This is a genomic window from Paenibacillus sp. CFBP13512 (genome assembly GCF_005233705.1).
Lineage (GTDB): Bacteria > Bacillota > Bacilli > Paenibacillales > Paenibacillaceae > Saccharibacillus > Saccharibacillus nuruki.
The window spans coordinates 333,338-357,659 of the sequence record NZ_QGAD01000001.1 but is presented as its reverse complement, the minus strand read 5'-3'; the positions used below and the strand labels follow the sequence as shown (position 1 = coordinate 357,659).

20 protein-coding genes and 1 tRNA gene are annotated in these 24,322 nt (G+C 38.9%); 18 read left to right on the top strand and 3 right to left on the bottom strand.

The features are described from left to right. Positions 1-131 precede the first annotated feature (131 nt). The 9 genes from PaeCFBP13512_RS01615 (at position 132) to PaeCFBP13512_RS01575 (ending at position 14,530) form a co-directional block, all read left to right on the top strand. On the top strand, positions 132-1,724 hold the full coding sequence (locus PaeCFBP13512_RS01615) for an ABC transporter substrate-binding protein (RefSeq protein ID WP_137220872.1): 1,593 nt from the start codon (positions 132-134) through the stop codon (positions 1,722-1,724). 20 nt (positions 1,725-1,744) lie between these two features. Beyond that, positions 1,745-4,198, top strand: coding sequence for a PfkB family carbohydrate kinase (locus PaeCFBP13512_RS01610; protein WP_137220737.1), 2,454 nt, complete (start codon positions 1,745-1,747; stop codon positions 4,196-4,198). Next, on the top strand, positions 4,195-6,471 hold the full coding sequence (locus tag PaeCFBP13512_RS01605) for a GH32 C-terminal domain-containing protein (RefSeq protein WP_137220736.1): 2,277 nt from the start codon (positions 4,195-4,197) through the stop codon (positions 6,469-6,471). The genes PaeCFBP13512_RS01610 and PaeCFBP13512_RS01605 overlap by 4 nt, the downstream gene beginning before the upstream one ends. A gap of 31 nt (positions 6,472-6,502) precedes the next feature. After that, positions 6,503-10,468 (top strand): GH32 C-terminal domain-containing protein, encoded by a 3,966-nt coding sequence (locus PaeCFBP13512_RS01600; protein WP_137220735.1) that lies wholly within the window; start codon positions 6,503-6,505, stop codon positions 10,466-10,468. Between the two features lie 274 nt (positions 10,469-10,742). Beyond that, entirely contained in the window at positions 10,743-11,414 is a 672-nt protein-coding gene (locus tag PaeCFBP13512_RS01595) for a uracil-DNA glycosylase (protein ID WP_137220734.1), read from the top strand. A gap of 27 nt (positions 11,415-11,441) precedes the next feature. Further along, a complete protein-coding gene (locus PaeCFBP13512_RS01590; protein WP_069328984.1) occupies positions 11,442-11,858 on the top strand; it encodes a hypothetical protein in 417 nt (138 codons plus the stop codon). A gap of 168 nt (positions 11,859-12,026) precedes the next feature. Continuing rightward, positions 12,027-13,925: an Ig-like domain-containing protein gene (locus PaeCFBP13512_RS01585; protein ID WP_161594183.1), complete on the top strand. Its 1,899-nt coding sequence runs from the start codon at positions 12,027-12,029 to the stop codon at positions 13,923-13,925. Positions 13,926-14,098: 173 nt separating this feature from the next. Further along, positions 14,099-14,365, top strand: coding sequence for a hypothetical protein (locus PaeCFBP13512_RS01580; RefSeq protein WP_069328986.1), 267 nt, complete (start codon positions 14,099-14,101; stop codon positions 14,363-14,365). Between the two features lie 93 nt (positions 14,366-14,458). Beyond that, a tRNA-Val gene (locus PaeCFBP13512_RS01575) sits at positions 14,459-14,530 on the top strand. Positions 14,531-14,570: 40 nt separating this feature from the next. On the opposite strand, the gene PaeCFBP13512_RS01570 is transcribed toward PaeCFBP13512_RS01575, so the two are convergent. Together PaeCFBP13512_RS01570 and PaeCFBP13512_RS01565 are read right to left on the bottom strand one after the other, a co-directional pair. Beyond that, a complete protein-coding gene (locus tag PaeCFBP13512_RS01570) occupies positions 14,571-15,554 on the bottom strand; it encodes an aldo/keto reductase (RefSeq protein WP_137220732.1) in 984 nt (327 codons plus the stop codon). Beyond that, positions 15,526-15,939, bottom strand: a complete 414-nt coding sequence (locus tag PaeCFBP13512_RS01565; protein ID WP_137220731.1) for a MerR family transcriptional regulator — start codon at positions 15,937-15,939, stop codon at positions 15,526-15,528. Before PaeCFBP13512_RS01565 ends, PaeCFBP13512_RS01570 begins: the two co-directional genes overlap by 29 nt. Before the next feature lie 335 nt (positions 15,940-16,274). Here PaeCFBP13512_RS01565 and PaeCFBP13512_RS01560 point away from each other — a divergent pair, with 335 nt between their 5' ends. The 9 genes from PaeCFBP13512_RS01560 to murI all read left to right on the top strand — a co-directional run bounded on the left by PaeCFBP13512_RS01560 (position 16,275) and on the right by murI (position 23,627). After that, positions 16,275-16,583 carry a hypothetical protein gene (locus tag PaeCFBP13512_RS01560; RefSeq protein ID WP_137220730.1) on the top strand — a complete coding sequence of 103 codons (309 nt, stop codon included), beginning with the start codon at positions 16,275-16,277 and terminating at the stop codon, positions 16,581-16,583. A gap of 231 nt (positions 16,584-16,814) precedes the next feature. Further along, positions 16,815-16,982 carry a hypothetical protein gene (locus PaeCFBP13512_RS23145; RefSeq protein WP_161594182.1) on the top strand — a complete coding sequence of 56 codons (168 nt, stop codon included), beginning with the start codon at positions 16,815-16,817 and terminating at the stop codon, positions 16,980-16,982. A 551-nt stretch (positions 16,983-17,533) separates the two neighbouring features. Beyond that, entirely contained in the window at positions 17,534-18,148 is a 615-nt protein-coding gene (locus tag PaeCFBP13512_RS01555) for a hypothetical protein (protein ID WP_069328990.1), read from the top strand. Positions 18,149-18,372: 224 nt separating this feature from the next. Beyond that, complete coding sequence (locus tag PaeCFBP13512_RS01550; RefSeq protein ID WP_069328991.1) at positions 18,373-19,152, top strand: amino acid ABC transporter substrate-binding protein; 780 nt, start codon at positions 18,373-18,375, stop codon at positions 19,150-19,152. A 151-nt stretch (positions 19,153-19,303) separates the two neighbouring features. After that, positions 19,304-19,963, top strand: coding sequence for an amino acid ABC transporter permease (locus tag PaeCFBP13512_RS01545; protein WP_137220729.1), 660 nt, complete (start codon positions 19,304-19,306; stop codon positions 19,961-19,963). Between the two features lie 15 nt (positions 19,964-19,978). After that, positions 19,979-20,725: an amino acid ABC transporter ATP-binding protein gene (locus tag PaeCFBP13512_RS01540; RefSeq protein WP_069328993.1), complete on the top strand. Its 747-nt coding sequence runs from the start codon at positions 19,979-19,981 to the stop codon at positions 20,723-20,725. A 108-nt stretch (positions 20,726-20,833) separates the two neighbouring features. Further along, on the top strand, positions 20,834-21,589 hold the full coding sequence (locus PaeCFBP13512_RS01535; protein WP_069328994.1) for an SDR family NAD(P)-dependent oxidoreductase: 756 nt from the start codon (positions 20,834-20,836) through the stop codon (positions 21,587-21,589). 106 nt (positions 21,590-21,695) lie between these two features. After that, complete coding sequence (locus PaeCFBP13512_RS01530; RefSeq protein ID WP_161594181.1) at positions 21,696-22,691, top strand: alpha/beta hydrolase; 996 nt, start codon at positions 21,696-21,698, stop codon at positions 22,689-22,691. Between the two features lie 141 nt (positions 22,692-22,832). Beyond that, positions 22,833-23,627 (top strand): glutamate racemase, encoded by a 795-nt coding sequence (murI, locus tag PaeCFBP13512_RS01525; RefSeq protein WP_137220868.1) that lies wholly within the window; start codon positions 22,833-22,835, stop codon positions 23,625-23,627. A gap of 158 nt (positions 23,628-23,785) precedes the next feature. Here murI and PaeCFBP13512_RS01520 read toward each other — a convergent pair whose 3' ends face one another. Beyond that, the gene (locus PaeCFBP13512_RS01520) at positions 23,786-24,217 is read right to left on the bottom strand and encodes a WYL domain-containing protein (RefSeq protein WP_137220727.1); all 432 of its coding nucleotides are present in this window, start codon (positions 24,215-24,217) and stop codon (positions 23,786-23,788) included. Between the last annotated feature and the right edge of the window lie 105 nt (positions 24,218-24,322).

Sequence of the window (24,322 nt, the reverse complement as noted above, 5' to 3'; positions counted from 1 at the left end):
AATAAAGTTACACAGAAATGATGATCGCAAAGAGATCTATTTTCATAACATGTGATACCAGATTGTAGCTTGTGGAAAGTATAAGGAGGTTAGAAATTGTGAAATCTGTATTCAAAAGTACCGTCATTTTGATGGTGAGTGGAGCGTTAATACTGGGCGGATGTTCAAACAATAATGGTTCAAACAATCAAAGTAGTGATCCCAGTAAAAAAGTAGCTTTTCATCAAACAGGTCTTCCTATTGTAGATGAATCAATAACGTTAAGAATGGTATCTCCAAAGTCTGCTTTAGCTCCAGAATTTTCAGAAATGGAAATCTTCAAACGTCTGGAAAAGAAGACACATGTCAAAATCAATTGGGAGAATATCCCCGATACTGATTATACAGAAAAGAAAAATTTGCTGATTGCTAGTGGAGATTTACCAGATGCTTTTTATGCAGCAGGATTTACCGATTACGAGTTAATCAATTATGGAAAAGATGGCACGATTATTCCGTTGGAAGATTTGATTGATCAATATGCGCCTAACTTGAAAGCACTGCTTAAACGTCGTCCTGATATCAAGTTAGCCATTACAGCAACAGATGGGCATATCTATGGATTACCTTCTTGGGAAGAAAACAATCTTGAAATCAACCCGTTCTTTCATGTGATTAATAAATCATGGCTGGATCAATTAGGGCTTCCTGTTCCGCAAACGTTAGATGAATATACAGCAGCTTTACTTGCTTTCAAAACACAAGATCCTAATGGAAACGGCAAGCCTGATGAAATCCCATTAAGCTTTATGCATATGCAATGGTGTATGGATATTGCAGGACTTTTTGGAGCTTTTGGGCTTCCTGACAATTTGGAGCACAGAGTGGTTCGCAATGGACAAGTGATCTTTACCGCTACCCAGCCTCAATACAAGGAAGCATTAACGTATTTCCATGAGAAATGGTACAAGCAAGGTCTGATTGATCCAGAATCATTTACTCAAGATGCCGCGCAGTATTTATCTAAAGGTAAAACGATTGATGAGACGCTTGGATCGTATATCTGGTGGGAAGCTGAAGAAGTGGTTGGAACAGAGCGTGCTAAAGATTATGTTCTTCTATCTCCACTAAAAGGACCGCAAGGAGATCAATTGATTGGACGTGCTAACGGTGGAGGCCCAGGGCGCGGAGCTTTTGCTATTACTAGCGTCAACAGTAATCCCGAATTGACGATGCGTTGGATTGATCAACAATATGAACCGTATATGGCTGCCCAAATTCACTGGGGTCCGTTAGATATCATATTTAAAAAAGACAAAAATGGTAAATTAGTCAATCTGCCACTTCCAGAAGGAGCATCCGCAGGAGAGTATCGCCAAAAAGTAACACCAGGATCAGGTGGACCGGGCGTCATTACGGCTGCTGATTTTGGGAAAGTTGTAGATATGGAGCCTCGTGCTCAGAATCGTGCTAAAGATTTAGCCAAATACTATGTTCCTTATATGGAAAAAGAGAAGTACCCAAATATCTTTTTTGCAGCAGAAGAATTGGATAAGATCAACAGAATTGAGCCTGAATTAATGAGATATGTCAACACCAAAAGAGGACAATTTATTGTGGACGGTGTGACCGATGAAGAGTGGAAGGATTATTTAAAAACATTGGAGAAAATGGGTCTGAATGAATTGATGGGCATCTATCAGACCGGACTTGATCGTTACAACGCTAATCTTACAAATAAATAGAGAATAGGTGGAGAACAACTGTGCTTGATGTTATTGCTATTGGAGAATTGCTAGTGGATTTTACCCCGGCTGGACATACAGCTGAACATCATCAATTGTTTGAGTGCAATCCTGGAGGGGCACCTGCTAATGTAGTGACTGCATTGTCTCGTCTAGGAGCGAGTACGGCATTAATCAGTAAGGTAGGAGGTGATCCATTTGGTTCGTTACTACATCAACGATTGTTAAATGCTGGAGTGGATGTATCTGAAGTGTCTTTTACAGACGAAGCGAGTACAACCTTGGCTTTTGTTCATTTAGATGATCAAGGCGATCGATCGTTTAGTTTTTTTCGCAAGCCAGGGGCTGACACTTTTCTGAAATCAGAAGACATTTCACTCGAGCGGATTCAACATTGTAAAGTGCTGCATTTTGGTTCGGTATCGTTGAGTCATGAACCTGCACGTAGTGCGACTCAGACTGCGGTGATGCAAGCCAAAGAAGCAGGCGTACTTCTTTCCTTTGATCCGAATCTGCGTATGTCTTTATGGGAAAGTGAAGAAGAAGCTAAGCAACAGATATGGTGGGGAATGAACCATGCCAGTGTTTTGAAAATATCGGAAGAAGAGCTTTGTTTTATTTGCAACACCACTGATATTGAAAAAGGTTCGTTAGAGTTACAACGTCAATTCAACATTCCCTTGATCGTAGTAACTTTAGCTGAAAAAGGTTGTTATTACCGTTTATCTCATCTGGAGGGATATGTAAAGGGTTTCCAAGTTGACACTATTGATACTACAGGCGCTGGTGATGCTTTTCTAGGTTGCTTGTTATATCACATTCTGAAGAGTGATAGTGCTTTGGAACATGTAACAACGCAACAAATGATAAGTATGCTTACTTTTGCGAACGCTGGAGGAGCATTAGTGACTACACGAAAAGGGGCTCTTGAAGCGATGCCAACAATAGATGAGATTGAGCAATTTATGAAGTTAAATCAACAGCATACTACAGATGTATTCAGACCCGGTTTTCATTTTGCACCTGCCGCTAACTGGGCGAACGATCCGAATGGATTAGTGTATTACGAAGGCATGTATCACCTTTTTTATCAATATCATCCGTACAGTACGAAATGGGGACCGATGCACTGGGGGCATGCTGTCAGTGAAGATCTTATTCAGTGGCAACATATGCCGGTTGCTTTATTTCCGGATGAACATGGAGCGATTTTTTCGGGTTGCTGTGTTGTAGATTGGAATAATAGTAGCGGATTATTTGAAGATACTCATGGATTAATCGCTATATTTACCCATGCAGATACCCATCCAGACACCGATCAACCCCGTCAACGTCAGAGTCTAGCTTATAGTAGTGATCAAGGGCATACCTGGCACAAATACGCTGGAAATCCTGTGATTACGGAAAAAGACTTGATCGATTTCAGAGATCCTAAAGTGTTCTGGCATTCGCAAAGTGCTCACTGGATTATGGTGATTGTTGCAGGCGATCATGCACGATTCTATACATCCAAAAACTTATTGGAATGGTCGTTAACCAGCACATTTGGCGAAGGTCAAGGCTCACATGATGGGGTATGGGAATGTCCTGATCTATTTGAATTACCTATAGATGATACAGGGTATTCCAAATGGGTGCTGATAATAAGTATAGGAGATCATCCTGAATACCCTGAAGGGTCTCGAACACAATATTTTGTTGGAGATTTTGACGGTCATACCTTCAGCAATGATAACCCTAAAGATCATGTCATGTGGTTGGATTATGGTAGAGATAATTATGCAGGTGTGACTTGGTCAGATATACCTGAACAAGATGGACGCCGGGTGATTATCGGTTGGATGAGTAATTGGAAATATGCTAATGACACCCCTACTGATTTGTGGCGTGGTGCTATGACGCTACCACGTGTCTTATCTCTAACTTCTAACAACGGACATACAATACTCAAGCAAATGCCTGTACAAGAAGTACAACAGTTACGTGAAGAATCTCGACATTGGGAAAATATTTTGATTACACCTGCAACTCCTTTTGTAGAGCATACCCGTAACGATCTCATCGAAATAGAAGTAGAGCTAGATGTCCGCTCACAAGATGAAGTTCATATCCGTCTTCAATCTTTGCAACAAAGTGAAGTGATTGTCGGTTACGATCCTGTGCAACAGTGGTTATTTATTGATCGTTCTCGTTCAGGAATAACGGATTTTCATCCTTCATTTGCTGTCAAACATGGCGCTCCTCTAGCGATAAAAGAAGGGCGATTACATCTGCATATTTGGGTAGATCGCAATTCGATAGAAGTGTATGCCAATCAGGGTATTGTCGCTATCACCGATCAGATTTTCCCTGATCCACTTGAATCTATCGAGATCAGTACAAAATCAGGTCAAACGACGCTAACTTCTCTTCAATTGCATACCCTGAAATCGGTGGCAATGCAAGATGCTATTGCATGGGGGGCAGATGCATGAGTCACCTGGCAGAAGATCGTGGATTGATAATGTATTGGGACTTTGATGAAGGTAAAGGATCAAGCACGGTAGAGAATATCTCTCAAGTCCAAGATTCGATCCATTATGTTTTTCATTCATCAGAGTTGCATCAGCATGATCCACAGTGGAGAAAAGGCGTTGTCGGAAGTGGGCTGTGCTTCGATGGATATTCAACGTATATTGCTCATTCATTGGATAAGACAGGTATAGAGCATGAAGCTGTCTCTTTCTCTGCACTTACGATAGGAGTCTGGATAGCACCACGTTCTTATGATTGGGGCAACGAAGGCAAGCTAACAGCTATTGTGAATCGTCATGATATAGAGCAAAAACAAGGCTATCTACTAGGAATGTCACGACATGGATCATGGTCTTTTCAAGTAGGGCTGGATACCGGGCAATGGAAAGAAGTATGGGCACCTGCTGGATATGAACTTCCCAAAAATACATGGTCTTGTATCCATGCTGTATTTGACAGTGATCGTGGAGAACTTAAATTGTATTTGAATGGTAGCGAAATAGCTTGTACTGATGTACCTATGGGCGCTCGACTTGTTCAAGCTGACGATACCGATCTGCTTATTGGTAGAAACAATCATAGCAGTGTACTGGCTGATGTATTCCATCTTCAAATGTTCAGTGGCATCCTCGATGAACTCAAAATATACAATCAAGCACTGAATACAGAGCAGATTGCTTCTGCGTATCAACATGTTTTAGACAGTACGTCTGAAGGTACGCATCCACAGCTAGAATATGACGAGATCAAGCTAGATCGAACACCATTATTACAAGATCGGCATCGACCACAGTATCATGCGAGTCCGCCTGCTCATTGGATGAATGAACCCCATGCACCGATTTATTTTGACGGGCAATATCATTTATTTTATCAACACAACCCTTTGGGCCCGTTCTTTTATCATATTCATTGGGGGCACTGGGTGAGTAAAGATCTTGTACACTGGCGTGATCTCCCGGTAGCGCTAGCTCCTGAACATGATGACCTTTCACCTGATGGCATTTGGTCTGGAAGCGCTACTTATGATGCCAACGGGCTACCTGTTTTGTTCTTTACAGCAGCCAATGATAATCTTTCTCCCAATCAAAGTGTAGCCCTTGCACAAAGCACTTATTTGCAAGATCACAATCCAGATCTTGTGCAATGGACTAAATATTCAGATTCTCTGATGGTGCAACCCCATGGAATAGGTGCGTTTGGAGATTTTAGAGACCCTTTTGTATGGAAAGAAGGTGATCGCTGGTTAGCTTTAGTAGGATCAGGTATTGAAGATGTAGGCGGAGTAGCACTTGCCTTCTCTTCAGAAGATATGCTGAATTGGACGTACAAAGGTATCTTTTATCAAGCGGATCTACAGAAATATCCTTATCTTGGGCCGATTTGGGAGTTGCCTGTCTTTCTTCCATTAGGAATCGATCAGCAGGGTCAGCATAAGCATATTTTGTTAGTTAGCCCTGTAGGAGAGGGCGCAGATGTTGAAGTGTTCTATTGGATCGGGCAATGGGATGAACAACAAATGTCATTTATACCAGATCAAGAAGAACCTCAATTAATTGATGTAGGAGATTTTCATTTTACAGGCCCGAGCGGAATGATAGATCCCAAAACCAATCGAAAAATTATTTTCACCATTGCACAGGGTAATCGTACTTCGGAACTTGAATATCAGGCAGGTTGGGCTCACAATGCTGGGTTGCCGCTAAGCATCTATTTGAGGGAAGATGGACGATTAGGCATAGAACCTATTCAAGAGCTTCAATCCCTGCGTGGGAAGAAGCATGTATCGTTTCAAGAAAAGTCGTTACAAGAAGCTAATGACCTTCTGAAGCATGTTCGAGGTGACCGATTAGAGATTCAGGTCGAACTGCAATCCAGTACAGCTCAAAACATAGGGATTAAAGTTCGGTGTACACCGGATCGAGCAGAAGAAACGTTGCTATATTACGATAGAAAGGCTGCTCAATTGTTGGTTGATCGTACCAAATCAACACTGAATCCTCAAGAGGTCTCTACAGGCATTCAGGGGGGTACGTTAGACATTCATGATGATTCGTTGAAGCTTCATATCTATCTGGATGGTTCTATGATCGAAGTCTATGCAAATGGATTGAAAAGCTTAACGACTCGAGTCTATCCTAGTCGAGCGGATGCTTTGGAAATGGAACTTTGGAGTGATGGAGAGTTAGAAGTGATCTCGATGGAAGTATGGGATATGCAATCGATTTGGTAGAAGCGCTTTATACGATGAAGGAGGCTATTTAATGAAAAATATCAAGAGTAGACAATCTTGGATTTCCAAATTGATTATTCCGATTATGATTCTTCAATGTATCGCTCCTGAAATATCAGCGGCAGCAGCACCTGAATCTACGATAAGCGATATTTCGATTTCACAGAAAGACATCCAATCATCAGTGACAGATGCAGTTTATCAAAATCCTGCATTATCAGCTACACAAGCAGTCTATGGGATTACCAATCCAGGTTTTGAGACAGGAGATCTTACGGGCTGGACGGTGGTTGAAGGTAATGCATTCGGCCCGAACAGTGTATCCAATGAAACGACATGGTGGGCTGAAAAAATTCCATACAATCAAGAAGGATCTTATCATCTAAACGGTTGGAAATATGATGAATCGGCTACAGGTACACTTCGTTCGAGTACGTTCAAGCTTGGTGGGACAGGTTGGATTACGTTTAGATTGGGCGGAGGTAAGCATAATAATGAAGCCTATGTGAACATTATTGATGCAGATACAGGAAATTCTGTAGCCAAATACGGAAATTCTGCTTTTAATGAATCTGGATTCCCCAATCCCAATCAAGGATTAAGACTTGCAAATATGGAAAAGTATAAAGCAGATTTGTCTAAGTATGTAGGTAAAAAACTGTATATTGAGATTGTGGATCATGCAACCTCCGATTGGGGACTGATCTTCGCAGATGATTTCCAAACATTGTATAAAACGGCTCCTCAAGAAGGCGTATTAGCAGAAAATAGGGTTCCAGTGGCTACTATTCCCGGTGAAATAAAAAATCCTAGCTTTGAGACAGGGAATGTTGAAGGTTGGACAGTAGAAGGGACTCCTTTTCAAGTAACCGATGAATCTAAAGCGGGCAAAGAAGGACAGTATTATGCCAAGTCTTCTCTGGAAGGAATCGGTTCATTAACTTCCAGTACTTTCAAACTTCAAGGAACAGGCATGATAAACTTTACTATTTTGGATATTGTTCATCCAGAGGATGCTTATGTTGCCCTATATGATGCACAGACAGACGTGCTACTGAAAAAGACAGAGACTGTCAGTGCCAATCAGAAGATCTCATGGCAACTCCAGAAATATTACAATAAGCAACTGTATCTGAAGATTGTCGATTCATCTGATCAAGCTAGTATTGCTGTTGATGCTTTTCGAGCTAACAATGTAGGTACTATTTTTGATATGAATTTTGACGAAGGTACAGGAAAGAAAGCATTAGAAAAAGTTACCAATATCGAACACGATGTGAATTATGTATTTAACAACGCTAGATATATGGATTCCAAAGATCCTAGATGGACTTCACGTGGAGTGAAAGGTGGAGCCTTACTATTTGATGGCTATTCGAATGATATTCAGATTCAAGCCAAAGATACTGTTGCTGTCAATGATGCATTAACAATCGAAGCTTGGGTAGCTCCACGTAGCTATGAATGGGGAGATGGCAATAAGTTATCTACGATTGTCAATCAGTCTAACCCCGATAAAGCAGAAGGTTTTGCACTTGGAATGTATCGACACGGCACATGGTCGATGCAGTTAGGAATCGGCGGTCAGTGGGTTCAAGTATGGGTTAAAGATCACCCGCTTGAGAAATACAAATGGAATTATGTCACTGCCACTTTTGACAAAACAGAAGGTATTATCAAGTTATACTTGAACGGTAAGCAAGTAGCCTCTCAGGCAACACCTGCGAACGTTCCGATTACTCCTTCTTCAGCAGATTTAGTGATTGGGAAAAATAACAATCCAGTCGAGCTAGCAGGTTTATTTTCATTTAATATGTTTAGCGGACTGATTGATGAATTAAAACTATACAACAAAGCACTAACTTCTCAAGAGATTTTAGCTGAATATGAGAGTGTGAAGACTCTGCATGGTGGCAACATTCCAACTATTCCAAATGGTGATATTGATGAAGATCCTGCTGTTTTTGATGGGGATCAACATCGTCCACAATATCATGCAATGCCTCCACAAAATTGGATGAATGAAGCACATGCACCGATTTATTTTAACGGAAAATATCATTTGTTTTATCAACATAATCCGCAAGGACCTTTCTGGCATCAGATTCATTGGGGTCATTGGGTGAGTGATGATATGGTACATTGGGAAAATGTACGACCTGCACTTGCTCCAGAAGCAGGCAGTCTGGATCCTGATGGTGCATGGTCAGGCAGTGCAGCCTATGATCGCGAAGGCAATCCTGTGTTATTTTATACAGCTGGAAATGATGCATTATCTCCTAATCAACGTACAGCTCTAGCCAAACCTGCGAATTTGGCTGATCCTAATTTGGAGAAATGGGTGAAACATCCTACACCAGTGACTGAACAGAACGGTAAAGGAATTCCGAATGAATTCCGCGATCCTTTTGTATGGTATGACAAAGAAACTGACAAGTGGTATCAGTTAGTCACGTCCGGTATCAAAGATTTTAGCAGTGGTACAGCTCTGGTCTATGTATCGGATGATATGGATAACTGGGAGTACAAAGGTCCACTATATGAAAGTGATCGAACTCGCTATCCTGAACTCGGTACAGTATGGGAATTGCCTGTATTGTTACCATTAGGTAAAAATAGTGCAGGCAAAGAAAAACATATTTTTATTATCAATCCGCATGAAAAACCAGAGCATGTTGCTCCAGCTAACGATGTGCAAAGAGATGTTGAAGTCTTTTACTGGATAGGCACATGGGATCGAGAACATTTCAAATTTATTCCGGATCAAGAAGCGCCTTCTAAGTTAGATGTAGGCGACGGCTATTTAACCGCTGAAAGTGGAATGGTCACACCTGACGGTAGAACAGTCATTTATTCGATGGTGCAAAATGTAAGAACACCGCAAGCTGAATATCAGGCAGGCTGGGCTCATAATTTGGCATTGCCGATTTCGCTGAGTCTGGATAGTAAGGATCAATTACAGATTAAACCGATAGAAGAATTACAGAGTCTACGGGGTGCGAAAGTAGTCAATTTCAAAGATAAAAATCTACAAGCTGCTAATCAAGCTATTCAATCGGTCAAAGGCGATACGTTAGAAATTGTAATGGAAATCGATCCTAAACAATCCCAGAAGTTTGGACTGAAAGTCAGACGCTCTGACAAGGGTGAAGAGGAAACATTAATCTATTATGATAAAACCAATAAAACCTTTAACGTCGATCGTAATAAAAGCAGTGTAGATCCTGATGTACGTGTCGATGGCATCCAAGGCGGATATGTAGACCTTGATGGAGAAAATCTGAAATTGCATATTTTCTTGGATCGTTCGGTTGTTGAAGCTTTTGCCAACGATAAGAAAAAATTGACCACTCGCGTCTATGTGGGTAGATACGATTCGCTTGGTTTACAAGTCTGGGCAGATCAGGATATCCAAGTGAAGTCGATGGAAGTATGGAATATGAATGCTTTGACAGGTGAACCTGCTCCACCTGTAGATGTACCAGAGGATTGGGATAATACCAAATACACCAATATTAAAGACTTGCCTAATCATGATTTTGCTACAGGGGATCTTACAGGATGGATTAGCGAAGGGAATGCTTTCCAAAATGTACATGTCACCAATCAAAAGTTTTTCTGGGATACGATTTATTTCAATCCTTCTCAAAAAATCCCGGGTGGGTACCATTTATGGGGATTCAATGAACAAGCTGGAGGAGATAGCTTAACCGGTACACTACAATCACAACGTTTTATTCTGGGAGGAAATGGACGTATCAATTTCTTACTCAGTGGTGGTCGTGATATCGATAAATTATATGTAGCACTGGTTCGAGCATCAGACGGCAAAGAGTTATTTAAAGAAACAGCGACTAACTATGAAGAGTATCAAAGAAAAATTTGGGATGCATCTGCGTATTTAGGCGAAGAACTCTACATTAAAGTAGTGGATCAATCAACTGGAGGGTTCGGACATATTAATGTCGATGACTTTAATGTACCTGCTCGCAAATAGAAAAAATATAAAGAATAGCATCCATTCATTCACGATAATAGATCCTCTAGATTCTTGCCTTTAGAACCTAGAATACGCTATAATACAGACGCATAGCATAGTTTACTTTCTATTATAAATGTTGCTCATAGGTGAACGGTGAGATCCTTAGCATTCAAGTAGGTATACGTGGTTATCATAAGTACACCTATTGTACAAAGGACTGACTCATGAATAATGGGTCGGTCCTTTTTTTGTCAGATCACAGATCAATAATGAAGAAAGGGTGTTGAATATGTTCGGTAATGATTGGGATGAAGTATTAAAAGAAGAAATCGAAAAGCCTTACTTTCAACAGTTGATGACATGGCTAGATCAAGAGTATGCAGAAGAGGTCGTCTATCCTCCACGTGACTTGCTTTTTCAAGCTTTTCGTCTGACCCCCTATGCAGAAGTCAAAGCTGTAATTTTGGGACAAGATCCTTATCATGGTGCAGGACAAGCGGAAGGATTAAGCTTTTCAGTGATGCCAGGGGTAAGAGTACCACCTTCTTTACGTAATATCTACATAGAGTTAAAAGAAGATATCGATGTACCGACACCCAATCACGGTTCCCTTGTACAATGGGGCAAAGAAGGTGTTCTTTTGCTCAACACTGCATTAACAGTCAAAGAATCGAAGCCTGCTTCTCATCGAGGCAAAGGATGGGAACAATTCACAGATGCTGTTATTCATGCGCTTAATAACAGAAAAGAGCCAATGGTATTTTTACTGTGGGGCAATCATGCTGGTGAAAAAGAAGCTTTTATCGATCAAGAGCGTCATCTAGTGATTCGTTCAGCACATCCAAGTCCTTTTGCTGCTCGCAAAGGATTTTTTGGAAGCAAACCTTTTTCACGTACCAATCAATTTCTTGAGGAGCACGGTGAACGTCCAATCGACTGGCGTATTCCTAATATCACATAAAGACTAATCATTCAGGGAGGTGAAAAGATGAAGCATTGGGAAGGTAAAAAAGTAGTAGTCACCCGAGATGATGAATATTCTTCTCGCTTGTACGGTACGATCCAGTACTGGGATGAAAGTAAAAATAGATTGATTCTGCAACCGGGTGCGATCAATGTTCTGCTCAATGATATTTTGTACATTAAAGAACTAGAACAGTTACCACAAGAGCTAGAGTCTTCCGCAGCAGAACTGAATCATATCGGGTATATTATGAAATTACCTGTGCAATTCGATAATGCTATTCTTTTCGGCTCCCAAGTTATGATCTGGCAAGGGGATCGACTGGTTGAACTTCAAGCGCAGATCGTCAGACACGATCATCAACAAGTTGTTTTGGGAAATGGACGTATTTTGCGTAAATCCGATTATCGATTTATTGTACGTTCTCTACGTGGATGCTGAACTACATAGTGATGAAAATACCCCTTGATTTTCCAGAAAAAGAAGAGAATTTACAGGACTATAGCCTTATTTTGGATCATTTATCTTCAAAAATATAGTATTCCAACCGATATTAATACAGGAATGGACAGAGCTGAACACAAATATTGTACACAAGGGGAGAAATTAATGACACATACTGCAAAAATGGCAAAATGGATGCTTGCAATTGTAATCGTGGCAAGCACACTATTTCCAGCCGGAGTTTTCGCAGCAAATACGACTGCCGTATCACTCAAATTCGCCGACGATAATGCATTAACTTTATCTTTAGATGATGATGCTACTGACTTGACAGTATCCACAGTAGACGGAGCAGGCAATACGGAAGATGTATCTGACGAAGCGAAATGGACTTCTTCAGCATCTACAGTAGCAACAGTTAAAGCAGGAAGTATTACGCCGGTTGGCACAGGAACAACGACAATCACTGCTAAGTATGGCGATCTATCTGCTACTAAAAAAGTAACAGTGAACTCACCCTATACAGCATTAAAAATTTCACCAGATGCAGCAGCAAATGTAACGATCGGACAGCCTTACACATTTACAGCAACAGCTACCAAAACAGATGGTAGTTCAGAAAATGTCACTTCTTCAGTAACATGGTCTACATACAGTGCAGCAGTAGCCACTGTATCTCTGGGTACGGTAAAAGGAATCAAACAAGGAACAACAACAGTAACTGCTAGATATGCAGGATTGGCAGATACACAAACGATCTATGTACGTTCTTCTTTCCAAGGATTGTTGCTAACACCTGAAGAAGATCAAGTGATGTTTATCGGTGATACGCCTAAACAAATCAAAGCAGAAGTAGCTGACGCCACTCGCGTAAATACAGATGTAACGAGTGATGTGAAATGGACTTCATCTAATGCAATCAACGTAACAGCAGATAAAGGTTTGCTTATTCCATGGGTAGAAGGTACTTCTACGATCAAAGCAGAGTATGAAGATTATACAAAGAGCTTCAAAGTTACAGTCTACAAAACTATGAAAAAAGTAGAAGCTAGTGTAGATTCAATCGACTTGGTTACAGGAGATAGTGCTACACTTCCTAAAGTAACAGGTACAGCAGTAGATGGAACAACAGTAGACTTATCTAAGCTTGTAGAATGGAGTGCAGGTGACGGAAGTATTGCTTCAGTTACAAGTACTAAAGTAGAAGCTGAAAGCGAAGGTAAGGTCAATCTAGTGGGTACGATTGGTGACCTTAAAGTAACTGTACCGGTATCCGTTCAGACGAAATTGCTTGTATTAACACCAGATGTAACGACTTTAAGTATTGTTGTTGGTGAATCTTCAAGCTTGCCTAAAGTAGAAGCAATGACAGTAGAAGGTTCTACGATTGATGTAAGTAAAGATATCGACTGGACTTCTTCTTCTGAAAGCTTATTGTTAACAGGTTCTACAGCAAAAGCATTGCTAAATGGTAAAGCTACGCTTAAAGGAACTTACCTTAACAAAATCGTTAAAGTTTCAGTAACGATGGAACCAAAAATTAAATCAATCACAGTTACGCCAGAAGTGGTTGAATTGAATATCAAAAAGAGCAAATCTATTAAAGCGGTAGGAACATATGCGGCAACAGGTAAATCTGTAAACCTATCTACCAAAATGAATTGGGTGTCTTCTAATCCTTCTGTAGCGACAGTTAAAGGATCAAGCATCAAAGCAGTAAATCTAGGAACAGCAACGTTAACAGGATCATACCAGGGCTTAACATCGACAGTTAAAGTCAATGTAACAGCGAAGTTGAAAAAATTAACGTTTTCTGAGAAAGCTTTGAAATTGACTGTTGGCGATGCTAAATCGGTTCAGGTCGTAGCTGAATATGATACAGGTCTGAAAGTGGATGTAACGAAAGAAGCATCATGGACAAGTACCAAAGCCAATATCGCTACAGTTACTGAAGGTAAAATTACAGCACTTGCTAAAGGGACAACAACAATTAAAGTAGAATACGGCGATAAAAAATTGTCGACTACTGTGAACGTAAAAGAAGTTGTTGCTGCTAAACAATAATAATCAATGTATTCACTTGATGTGATCTAGCTAATAGGAAGACTCTACCTCATGAGGTAGAGTCTTTTTGTTAACTAAACTTGCCAAAAGGCAGTACTTCATTTAAAATAAGAACAAAAGTTCGTATATAATTACATGCCTATTGGATTTGTGATCAGAAGGAGAGATACATCATGTTAGAAGATAATGAACGTAAGTTGTTGCGTATTTTGTATAACTTTTTTTCGTTGTACCGTCGTATGCCAGAATGGAGAGAATTATCTTTCAAAACAGGCAAGACGACTCAAGAGTTGAGTCAGATTTTATTATCACTCGAACATAAACAATACATATACTGGGATAACAAACTTGAAGTGAATAGTGTCGTCATGATTCAGGGTTGGGAGCGCAAAGAAAAGACCGTACTTCCTCTTCCAGAATCGTATTGGACACAGTATTAGAAGATTACATATCGAGCGCATACACGAACCCAAGCAAGTGATTGACAACGTTATAAATTCTTGATATTATATGGAAGTTGTCATACTTATTTTGACCTGTTAGCTCAGCGGGAGAGCACTATCTTGACAGGGTAGGGGTCAGTGGTTCGATCCCACTACAGGTCATAACCGAAAGTCCTTGTCTATCAAGGGCTTTTTTTGTTTTTTATTCAGCAGACCAATCTGGAATTTGGCTTTCTACGTTACGACCACCAGATGCTATACCTTTAGGTGAAATTTCATTAATACTTTCAAGTTCATTTTTGCTTAATTCGATATGAACAGAACCAACATTTTCTTCTAAATATTTTACTCTTTTTGTACCAGGTATAGGCGTAACACCTTGTGCGATCATCCAAGCTAATGCTAGTTGTGAAGTAGATACATTTTTTTGTTGAGCGAGTGCTTCAATATGTTTTACTAGATCAACATTTCGTTGAAAATTATCTCCAATGAAACGGGGAAGGTTGCGACGAGCATCATCCTCTGCTAGATCTTCATAACGTTTAATCTGACCAGTAAGAAAACCACGTCCTAAAGGGCTGTAAGCAACAAACTCGATTCCTAATTCTTTACATAGTGGAAATAAATCATCTTCGGCTTCACGACTCCATAGTGAATACTCAGTCTGTAAAGCAGTAATAGGATGAACGTTATGAGCACGTTTAATTTGATTGGCAGAAGCTTCAGATAGACCCAAACAACGTACTTTACCTTCTTCTACTAACTTTGCCATAGCTCCAACAGTTTCTTCTATTGGAATGTTAGGGTCAACACGATGTTGGTAATAAAGGTCAATATGATCTGTTCCTAGACGTCTAAGGCTCGATTCACAAGAAGATTTTACATAGTCTGGATGTCCGTTAACCCCTAAAAATGAGCCATGTTCTCCGCGCATTGAGCCGAACTTAGTGGCTAATACAATTTCAGAACGTCTTCCCTTGAATGCTTGTCCAATCAGTTCTTCATTAGCTCCGACTCCATAGGTATCTGCTGTATCTAAAAAATTAATACCTAATTCAATAGCTCGATGTAAAGTACGAATCGATTCTGCATCATCTCGTCCACTATAATATTCTGACATTCCCATACAACCTAGTCCTAATAAAGATATTTCAATATTACTCTGTCCTAATATTTTGGTGTTCATTCAATTTCACTCCTCGAGTAGTTTCAATTAATGTTTTGAAATTACCTATTTTATAACTTAATAAATCATAGGTAGATTGTATGCTTTTTAATTCATTTTCTACTTCTTTTTGTTGATATTGAAGAATGTTATAACATTCTTCATATTGTCCGGCATCAGAATAACTGAGATATTGTTTGATGTCTTGAAGAGTCATACTTGTTTTTTTTAATTTCACAATAAATAGAAGACGATCTAAATCTCTTTGTTTGTATATGCGATGTCCATTCATTTTTTTATTAGGTACAGGCATCAATTCTAACTTCTCGTAAAATCGAATAGTCTCGGTTTTAAGCCCTGTTTTCTCGCCTAATTCACCTATACAATAAACTATTTCTGTACTCATATTTTGATTCCCTACTTTCTAGAAAGGGTGAAAGTTAATGAATCCCGCGCTTAGGATGTCCTCATTCTACTACTTGAAGTGCACATCAAGTCAACAAAGAATATTTAAGCTATTTACGTGATAACATTTTACTTATTTTCTAGAACAATATCATTTCTATATATTACAATAGACATATTTTAAAATAATTGTTAGCAAAAATCTTGATATTTAAGGCTTTTTTTGTTATTTTAAAACCTTATTAATTAATTACTAAATAAATAACTAAAAATCGTAATGATTGAAAATAGTGATCATGCATTAAAAGTAGTTTTTAATAAAAGGAGCGACATCATATGATTCAGCGTTACCGTATTACAAGAGAGATGCAACAACCCGAAGGTGAAATAGATCCGATTACTTTGGAAGAGTGCAAGACTTATTTTGCACTACAACCGGATTTTACGTATACTCCTGTGTTCACAGTCAAAGGAGAAGCGACGATGTCGATAGACGGAGACTTCTTTTTGTGGGATATTGGTACAGCTTTGATTCCTTTCCGTCATTATGAAGGCGATCTGTACGTCTCAGGCACGAATGAAGCTGTGATCCCGAAAATGATCGAAGTGGCTAGTGCATTACGAGCAGATATAGCAGAAGGTTAATGTATTCAACAGAAAGTCCCAATATTATTTTGGGACTTTTTTTGTTACCAAAATATTCGTTAAACAAGCGATTGAACAAAATTGATAACGATTACAATCAATTTATGTATCGAAAGAGTTGCTAAGTATTTCCAATAATTTAATCAAAATGTGTTTTAAACGTCTGTAATCGGGGTCATATTAAATAAGCGTATCATTCGAGAACGTATTAATTGATGTGGAGGAATAATGATGAACTTAGAATCTATGGCAACAACACCTTTAATGGAAACAAAAGATACAGAAAATAGTTTTGTCGATCAAGTACATGCTATTTTGAAAAACCGTCAGAATTCCGACTTAGCCGTTAGAGGTAAAATTAGTGAATTGGTAAGCAGATATACATCCACTACTAACTAAACTTCATATTATACGACTTAATTATAACTATAAAATCGTACCCTATATAAAGACAGGCTGAACTTCACTGTTCGCCTGTTTTTTCATGTGTACAGATATATTACACAATGATTCACTTGTGTATAGTAGTAAATTACATACCTTATTTCTTCATCTCATACCAGATGGATTTGATCACAAGCAGACAATAGATCATGACACTCTTTTACATTAGGTGTTTACATGATAAGAATGATCTTTTCAAATACGACAATGTCTTATCTAGAAAAAGATGAAAAAAACCTTGATATCCCTAGATACTCCAACAAAATAACAGATAATATCCACATAATCGAAGAAAAAAAGGTTTTAAATTTTGGCTTGTTGTAAATATATTTGTTAATAACTGTGCTTCATTTGATTTGAATTGTAATTTAAAGGTTAAATCTTTGTATAGATTACATTTATTTGGATACGATGGTAGCTTAGTACATTTATTTTAAAGGTATCCACCTTGTCGAATAAACGATTTACTAGCCCAATCAATTCAACAAGAAAAGGGGTAGAATCTTATGCGTCAACAGCACCGATATGTCAATATGGATGTGCAGTACAATGACCAGATTCTTGATGTTAGTATTGTTTTTTATATGTATGGTAAGTTATCCAAATCGTATATCCGTTTTCGTTATAAAAAAGTAGATATCTTTGAGTTATTTGATAGTAAAGAAGAAAATCACCAACAAGCGGTAAAAACAATCTGTGAATTGATTGATACCATCGGAGTCGAAAAATATAGAAAATTCGATCGTGTCATGGGCGAATTGAAACGTATCTATAGTAGACGTATTATTGTAGACAATAAAGTATATGCTAACTTTTATGAAAGCGAGTTAAGTGTAGGCGAACGTTATATGTATAGTCGCGAAATTATGATGAATGATGGTAATCAATTAGAAGATCATTTGTTAATCGAAGATCGCGAAGATGTAGAATCCAAACAGCAAGTTCTGCGTAATTTGCGTCGCAAAGTTAAAAATTATTTTGAGGAAGTTGAAGTGTTACCACATCCTCAATATTTAAATACAAAATATAGCTTGGTGTATCAAGATATTACAGACTGGATGGAACAAAATATTCCTACTTATTATATCCAACGTTTTATGAACGCATTGGAAGCTGTATAATATTGATGTGATGAGCACCCTGAAATGGGTGCTTTTTATATGCCATTTTAATCTTTAGACCTTCTACTAACTTTTGAATACATACTATAAATCGTAAAATCACCAAATATCTTTTTGTTCTCTACTCTAGCGCTCGACTTCAATTCCATGCTATGTTATTATAGTGGTTCTGATAACGTGGTAACGAACTAAAGCGTTCGGTAAATTGTAAGGGGAGCGATCATATGAAACAGAGAAAAATAGCAGGATTATTATTGATATTTAGTGTGGTTTTATTGGTATTAGCAGGATGTTCTAGTGGAGCTAACAAAGATGATAACAAGCTAGTCATCGGAATTGATGATAAATTTGCACCGATGGGATTCCGTGATGAACAAAATAATATTGTTGGATTTGATATTGATTATGCCAAAGCTGCCGCAGCTAAAATGGGTAAGCAAGTCGAATTTCAACCGATTGATTGGTCTGCCAAAGAATCTGAATTAAATAGTGGTCGAATTGATCTGATCTGGAACGGATATACAATCACAGATGAACGCAAGCAAAAAGTACTATTCACCAAACCTTATCTAGCGAATAGTCAAGTAGTTGCTGTGCTTGCTAACTCGCCAATCACTACATTCAATGATCTAGCTGGTAAAACGGTCGGTCTACAGTCGCTATCTTCTGCTTCAGATGCTTTAGCAGCTAATCCGATCAAAGCACAGCTGAAAGAAGTAAGTGAGTTCCCGGATAACGTACTGGCGTTAAGTGATTTGAAAAATGGTCGCTTGGATGCTGTCGTTATTGATGAAGTGGTTGCTCGTTACTATATGTCCAAAGAACCGAATACGTTTAAATTATTGGATGAATCATTATCGCCTGAAGAATATGGTATTGGTGTGAAGCAAGGTAATGAAGAATTGCTTAATAGTCTGCAAAAAGCATTAGATGAATTAAATAGCGATGGTACAGCTAGCAAAATTTCAACTACATGGTTTGGTGAAGACAAAGTTCTTAAATAATCATCAAGATGATGTATACATGTTTTGCAAAGCATACAAGAGTACACCCATATAAAAGTCATTAGAAAACCGGTTGAGTGATACAACCCGGTTTTCTTTTGTAAATAATTAGATGTAAATTAAAAATGTTGAGATGTAGGAGTCGAATACGATGAGTGTAGATTACTTATTACAAATTATAGGACCCATGCTAGAGGGAGCTAAAAACACAATTCTTCTGTTTTTGATTGCAATTGTGTTATCTATTCCTTTAGGATTTGGAATTACATTGTTAGCCAATAGCAGTATCAAATTGTTATCATGGTTAGCGCATACGTTTATTTATATTACTCGTGGAACCCCATTACTGTTACAATTACTCTTTTTCTGCTTTGGATTACCAATGTTGCCGATTATAGGTGATTATCTGGTGTTTGATCGTTTTGTAGCGGCAGGGCTTGCATTTGTACTGAATTATGCAGCTTATTTCGCAGAGATCTTCAGAGGCGGATTATTGTCGATTGATAAAGGGCAACATGAAGCAGCGCAAGTACTGGGACTCAGCAAATGGCAAACGATGACCAAAGTGATTGTTCCACAGATGATTCGGGTGGCGTTACCTTCACTTGCTAATGAGTCGATTACACTGGTCAAAGATACTGCCTTACTCTATGCTGTAGCGGTACCAGAACTGCTTCACTTTGCACAAACAGCAGTCAATCGTGATTTTACGATCACTCCATTTGTACTAGCAGGTATTATTTATCTATTAATGACTTTAGTATTGACGTTGCTATTCAAAGGATTAGAACGTCGATTTAAATTTGAATAAAAGGAATGTCTATCTATGACAATGATTGAAGTACAACAACTCAAAAAAAGTTTTGGCGATCTCGAAGTATTAAAAGGTGTGAATTTTACAGTGGAACCGGGTGAAGTCGTTGCGATTATCGGACCTTCTGGTTCAGGTAAAAGTACGATGTTACGGAGTCTGATCCATCTGGAAGAAGTGAACAGCGGTAGTATTTTATTTCAAGGTCAAGCTTTAGTCGAGAACGGCAAATATGCCAATGCAAACACGATCAAAAAAATAACATCACGTATGGGGATGGTATTCCAGCACTTTAATCTATTCCCTCATCTAACGGTACAACAGAACTTGGAATTAGCGCCCAAAGCGGTGAAAAAAGAAAGTGTCGCAGATATCCGTAAGCGCAGTGAAGTGATTTTGAATAAAGTAGGATTGTTGGATAAAGCGAATGTACTACCAGCTAATCTATCTGGCGGGCAAAAACAACGGGTAGCGATCGCAAGAGCATTGATGCTAAATCCAGATATTTTGCTTTTTGATGAACCGACTTCAGCACTTGATCCAGAATTGACAGGTGAAGTGTTACGAGTGATGCAGCAATTGGCGCAAGAAAAGATTACTATGGTTGTGGTCACACATGAGATGAATTTTGCTAGAGATGTAGCTGATCGAGTTATATTTATGGACAAAGGTGAAATTGCAGAATCAGGTACACCTGCTCAAATCTTTGGCAACCCACAGTTAGATCGTACCAAAGCTTTTTTAAGTCGAGTAGAAAAGTAAGTCTAATGAGCCAGTAATAGATAGCAGGCTAATTGAGGATTGCGGAACAGAGTAGGTTCATCTAAGATCATATCGTAATCATAAAGACTGATCTGATGGAGGCGTACGATGAATACACAATCAAAAGTAGCTATTATTACAGGTGCAGGAAGTGGACTGGGTCAAGCTACCGCTCTCAAATTAAGCGGTAACGGCATTACGGTCGTCGTGGTAGATATCTCGGAAACAGCTGGGCAAGAAACGGTATCGATGATCGAAGCCAAAGGAGGCACAGCGCTTTTTATTGCTGCTGATGTTAGCCAAGCACCACAAGTAGAGCATTTTGTTCAGCAAACAGTAGCTACATTTGGACGAATCGATATGTTTTTTAATAATGCAGGGATTTCCGGTCCTGGACTCAAATTAGCTGATCATAGTATTGAGCAATTTGATCAGATTATTAATATTAATTTACGTGGAGCATTTTACGGGATGAAATATGTTATTCCTGAAATGCTTAAAATAGGTGGCGGGTCTATCGTCAATACAGCTTCTACCGCAGGTGTAGTCGGTGTACAGACAGTAGCTCCTTACGCCGCTACCAAGCATGGAATTATCGGTTTGACACGTACCGCTGCGATTGAATACGGTCAAAACAATATTCGTGTGAATGCAATTGCACCCGGTACAATCGAGACACCGATGGTAGCTGAATTCGGAAGACAGAATCCAGAGACAATGAAAGCAACCGTTGATAGTATTCCTTCGGGACGATTAGGCAAACCCGAAGAAATTGCGAATCTAGTATCTTTCTTATTAGGAGATGAAGCACCTTATATCAATGGTGCTGTCTATGCCATTGATGGAGCTGTAACCGCGCAATAAGATAGAATAGGTTATCGTATCAGAATTTGGTACAATACGTATGCAAGAACCCTTGAATCATCATTTCAAGGGTTTTTCTTATTTTGACATTATAGGAGCTGAAGACATGACTACACTAACATACACACGTCTTATTAACCGAACACTTGAAATTTTGGCAGAGCAGAGCAGTCAAGAAGCTTATACTTATATAACTGAACATGCGAATGAAGTAAAAGGTAACGATGCACAAGTGTATAATTTCCGTTATTCTTTAGCGGCTGCTTCAGGTATGAATACAGAAGCATTACAACTACTACAAGAAGCTATTTTGGAAAAAGGATACTGGTATTCTTCTACATACTTACTGGAAGAAGAGGATTTGAAGTCTTTACGTGATCAAGATGAATTTCAAAAATTAGTCGAATTATGTGTAGAACGAGAAACATTAGCACGCGAAGAGTCTACACCTGAATTGAAAATTCTGTACCCGAATGATCAAGAAGATCATACAATACAACAGACGATTATTGCTCTACATGGTGATCAGGAAAATATCGAAATTGCAGAACCTTATTGGATCAGTCTGTTAGATCATCATTATCGTCTAGCTTTACCTCAATCTTCACAAATTCTGTTCACCGATGCGTATGAGTGGGAAGATGTAGAGCAAGGTATAGAAGAATTGAAATGGCATCTTAGTGATATTATGACCGAAGATGCTCTAAGCCCTTCAACTACATCCTTGAAGCCGATTGTAGGTGGATTCTCAGCAGGAGCAAGAGTGTCTCTATATACTGCGATTCAAGACCCTACAGCGTTCAGTGGCTTGATTCTGGTCGCACCGTGGTTACCAGAAGCTTCAGAATGGGAGAAAGGGCTAGCGGGATTACAGGAAGCTGGTGTTAAACTTTCGATTATGTGTGGAGAATGGGACGATGATTGTCTGCCGGGTACGATGGAATTGATCGAAGCTCTACAAGAAGCGCATGTAGATTACCAATATATTGAGCTTCCTGAACTGGATCATGATTATCCTGAATCTTTCGCTCAGTTATTACACGAATCGGTAACTTATATTCAATCGACAGAACAAGACCAAGACCAAAACCAAGAAGAATGAATATTAAGGAATAAAGTCGAACAGTGAGCATTATCTATTAAATAAGGTTTGATTTTAAAAAACAAACAAGAAAAGTTATAATGAAAGAACGACTTTATTACAAAGACAACAAGTTGCCGTCTTGAAAGAAGAGTGAATAAATTGAAAATTGGTGTGTTGGACTCGGGGATTGGTGGATTAACTGTTTTACATGAGATGTTAAAGGTATTGCCAGAGGAAGACTATATTTTTTATGCAGATACTCAGCATGTGCCTTATGGTGAAAAGCCTAAAGACGAAGTGCGTCAGTATATTTTTGAAGCGGTAGATTATTTAGCTGCGCAAGATATTAAAGCGCTGGTGATTGCTTGTAATACAGCTACCAGTATAGCAGTCAATGATCTACGTCAAGCTTATGACTTTCCTATTCTAGGTATAGAACCAGCGGTGAAGCCTGCGGTTCAGAACAGTATGATTAAGCGCAAAAAGGTATTGGTCTTCGCAACCACATTAACATTACAAGAAGAAAAATTTCAAAATTTAGTCCGTTCTATTGATACTGCTGATATTGTAGAAAGTTTGGCTTTGCCAGGGTTGGTACAATTAGCTGAAAAGCGTCAATTCGCAGAGGAAGAAGTGCAGTCTTATTTGGAACAAGCGCTATCTGGACTTGATCCCAATCAATACGGAACTATCGTCTTAGGATGCACTCATTTTCCTTATTTTAGAGAACACTTGCATCATTTCTTTCCAGAAGAAGTAGATATTATTGATGGTGGAGAAGGCACAGCACGAAATTTATATCGTATATTACAACAACATTCTTCAATTGGTGAAGGAACAGGTAAGATAATGTATGTAGAATCTGGCAAAGTTATTCATGAGGCAGAGCAGTTAGAAGCTTATCATCAATTGTTAGTCAGATTATCGTCCCCATCCCCATTTCGCTCATCCTAAAAAATGATTCTATCCTCATATATACCAAGTAAAGCGCAGCCTATCATGATAAGCTGCGCTTTTTGCTATACAAATCAGCAAAAGATGTAGTGTACATCAGCAAATATTTTTTGGATAAGCAGTATTCTAAAAATGGAGTACACTTTCCACAGCTTTGGTTAAGAAACCTGAGTAGGAGAAGTAGAAGCAAGAGCAGACGGTGTAGAATGACGAAGGGAACGGGTAGCTTTGATCGACATAGATTTACGTTTGGTTGCAGGAGGTCTAACCACAGATGTATTGACAGCATGAGAGGATGAGTTAGTGAACGTCTGAGGAATAACTTCTGCTCTCGTCGGAGAAGCAGTGTATCCTGTTAGACGAGGATGAAGCGGTTGAACAGGCTTAATCGTAGGCTTCAGCTTGGACTTCGCAGGTTGCCATGCCAAAATCTGATCTTCACGAAATGTACGTGGACTTCCTGTACGTAGACAGTCTGCATATACCAGACCTTTACGAATATGCTTAATCTCTATACGTCGTTGAGTCAATTGATTCGAACGATCCATATACACAATTTCTACAATTTCGCCTCTATATTTAGATAACATATCGTATTCTCCTATCCGAACATTTGTTCTTATTTATATTCTTATTATATACGAACATACGTTTCTTTTTCAAGTGTTATTTAAACCTTATTTATAATCATTCAG

Bases quoted from the DNA above. Each gene is read 5' to 3' on its own strand.
- PaeCFBP13512_RS01615 (WP_137220872.1), top strand. From the start codon at position 132: ATGGTGAGTGGAGCGTTAATACTGGGCGGATGTTCAAACAATAATGGT.
- PaeCFBP13512_RS01605 (WP_137220736.1), top strand. From the start codon at position 4,195: ATGAGTCACCTGGCAGAAGATCGTGGATTGATAATGTATTGGGACTTT.
- PaeCFBP13512_RS01600 (WP_137220735.1), top strand. From the start codon at position 6,503: ATGAAAAATATCAAGAGTAGACAATCTTGGATTTCCAAATTGATTATT.
- PaeCFBP13512_RS01595 (WP_137220734.1), top strand. From the start codon at position 10,743: ATGTTCGGTAATGATTGGGATGAAGTATTAAAAGAAGAAATCGAAAAG.
- PaeCFBP13512_RS01590 (WP_069328984.1), top strand. From the start codon at position 11,442: ATGAAGCATTGGGAAGGTAAAAAAGTAGTAGTCACCCGAGATGATGAA.
- PaeCFBP13512_RS01585 (WP_161594183.1), top strand. From the start codon at position 12,027: ATGACACATACTGCAAAAATGGCAAAATGGATGCTTGCAATTGTAATC.
- PaeCFBP13512_RS01580 (WP_069328986.1), top strand. From the start codon at position 14,099: ATGTTAGAAGATAATGAACGTAAGTTGTTGCGTATTTTGTATAACTTT.
- PaeCFBP13512_RS01570 (WP_137220732.1), bottom strand. From the start codon at position 15,554: ATGAACACCAAAATATTAGGACAGAGTAATATTGAAATATCTTTATTA.
- PaeCFBP13512_RS01565 (WP_137220731.1), bottom strand. From the start codon at position 15,939: ATGAGTACAGAAATAGTTTATTGTATAGGTGAATTAGGCGAGAAAACA.
- PaeCFBP13512_RS01560 (WP_137220730.1), top strand. From the start codon at position 16,275: ATGATTCAGCGTTACCGTATTACAAGAGAGATGCAACAACCCGAAGGT.
- PaeCFBP13512_RS23145 (WP_161594182.1), top strand. From the start codon at position 16,815: ATGAACTTAGAATCTATGGCAACAACACCTTTAATGGAAACAAAAGAT.
- PaeCFBP13512_RS01555 (WP_069328990.1), top strand. From the start codon at position 17,534: ATGCGTCAACAGCACCGATATGTCAATATGGATGTGCAGTACAATGAC.
- PaeCFBP13512_RS01550 (WP_069328991.1), top strand. From the start codon at position 18,373: ATGAAACAGAGAAAAATAGCAGGATTATTATTGATATTTAGTGTGGTT.
- PaeCFBP13512_RS01545 (WP_137220729.1), top strand. From the start codon at position 19,304: ATGAGTGTAGATTACTTATTACAAATTATAGGACCCATGCTAGAGGGA.
- PaeCFBP13512_RS01540 (WP_069328993.1), top strand. From the start codon at position 19,979: ATGACAATGATTGAAGTACAACAACTCAAAAAAAGTTTTGGCGATCTC.
- PaeCFBP13512_RS01535 (WP_069328994.1), top strand. From the start codon at position 20,834: ATGAATACACAATCAAAAGTAGCTATTATTACAGGTGCAGGAAGTGGA.
- PaeCFBP13512_RS01530 (WP_161594181.1), top strand. From the start codon at position 21,696: ATGACTACACTAACATACACACGTCTTATTAACCGAACACTTGAAATT.
- PaeCFBP13512_RS01520 (WP_137220727.1), bottom strand. From the start codon at position 24,217: ATGTTATCTAAATATAGAGGCGAAATTGTAGAAATTGTGTATATGGAT.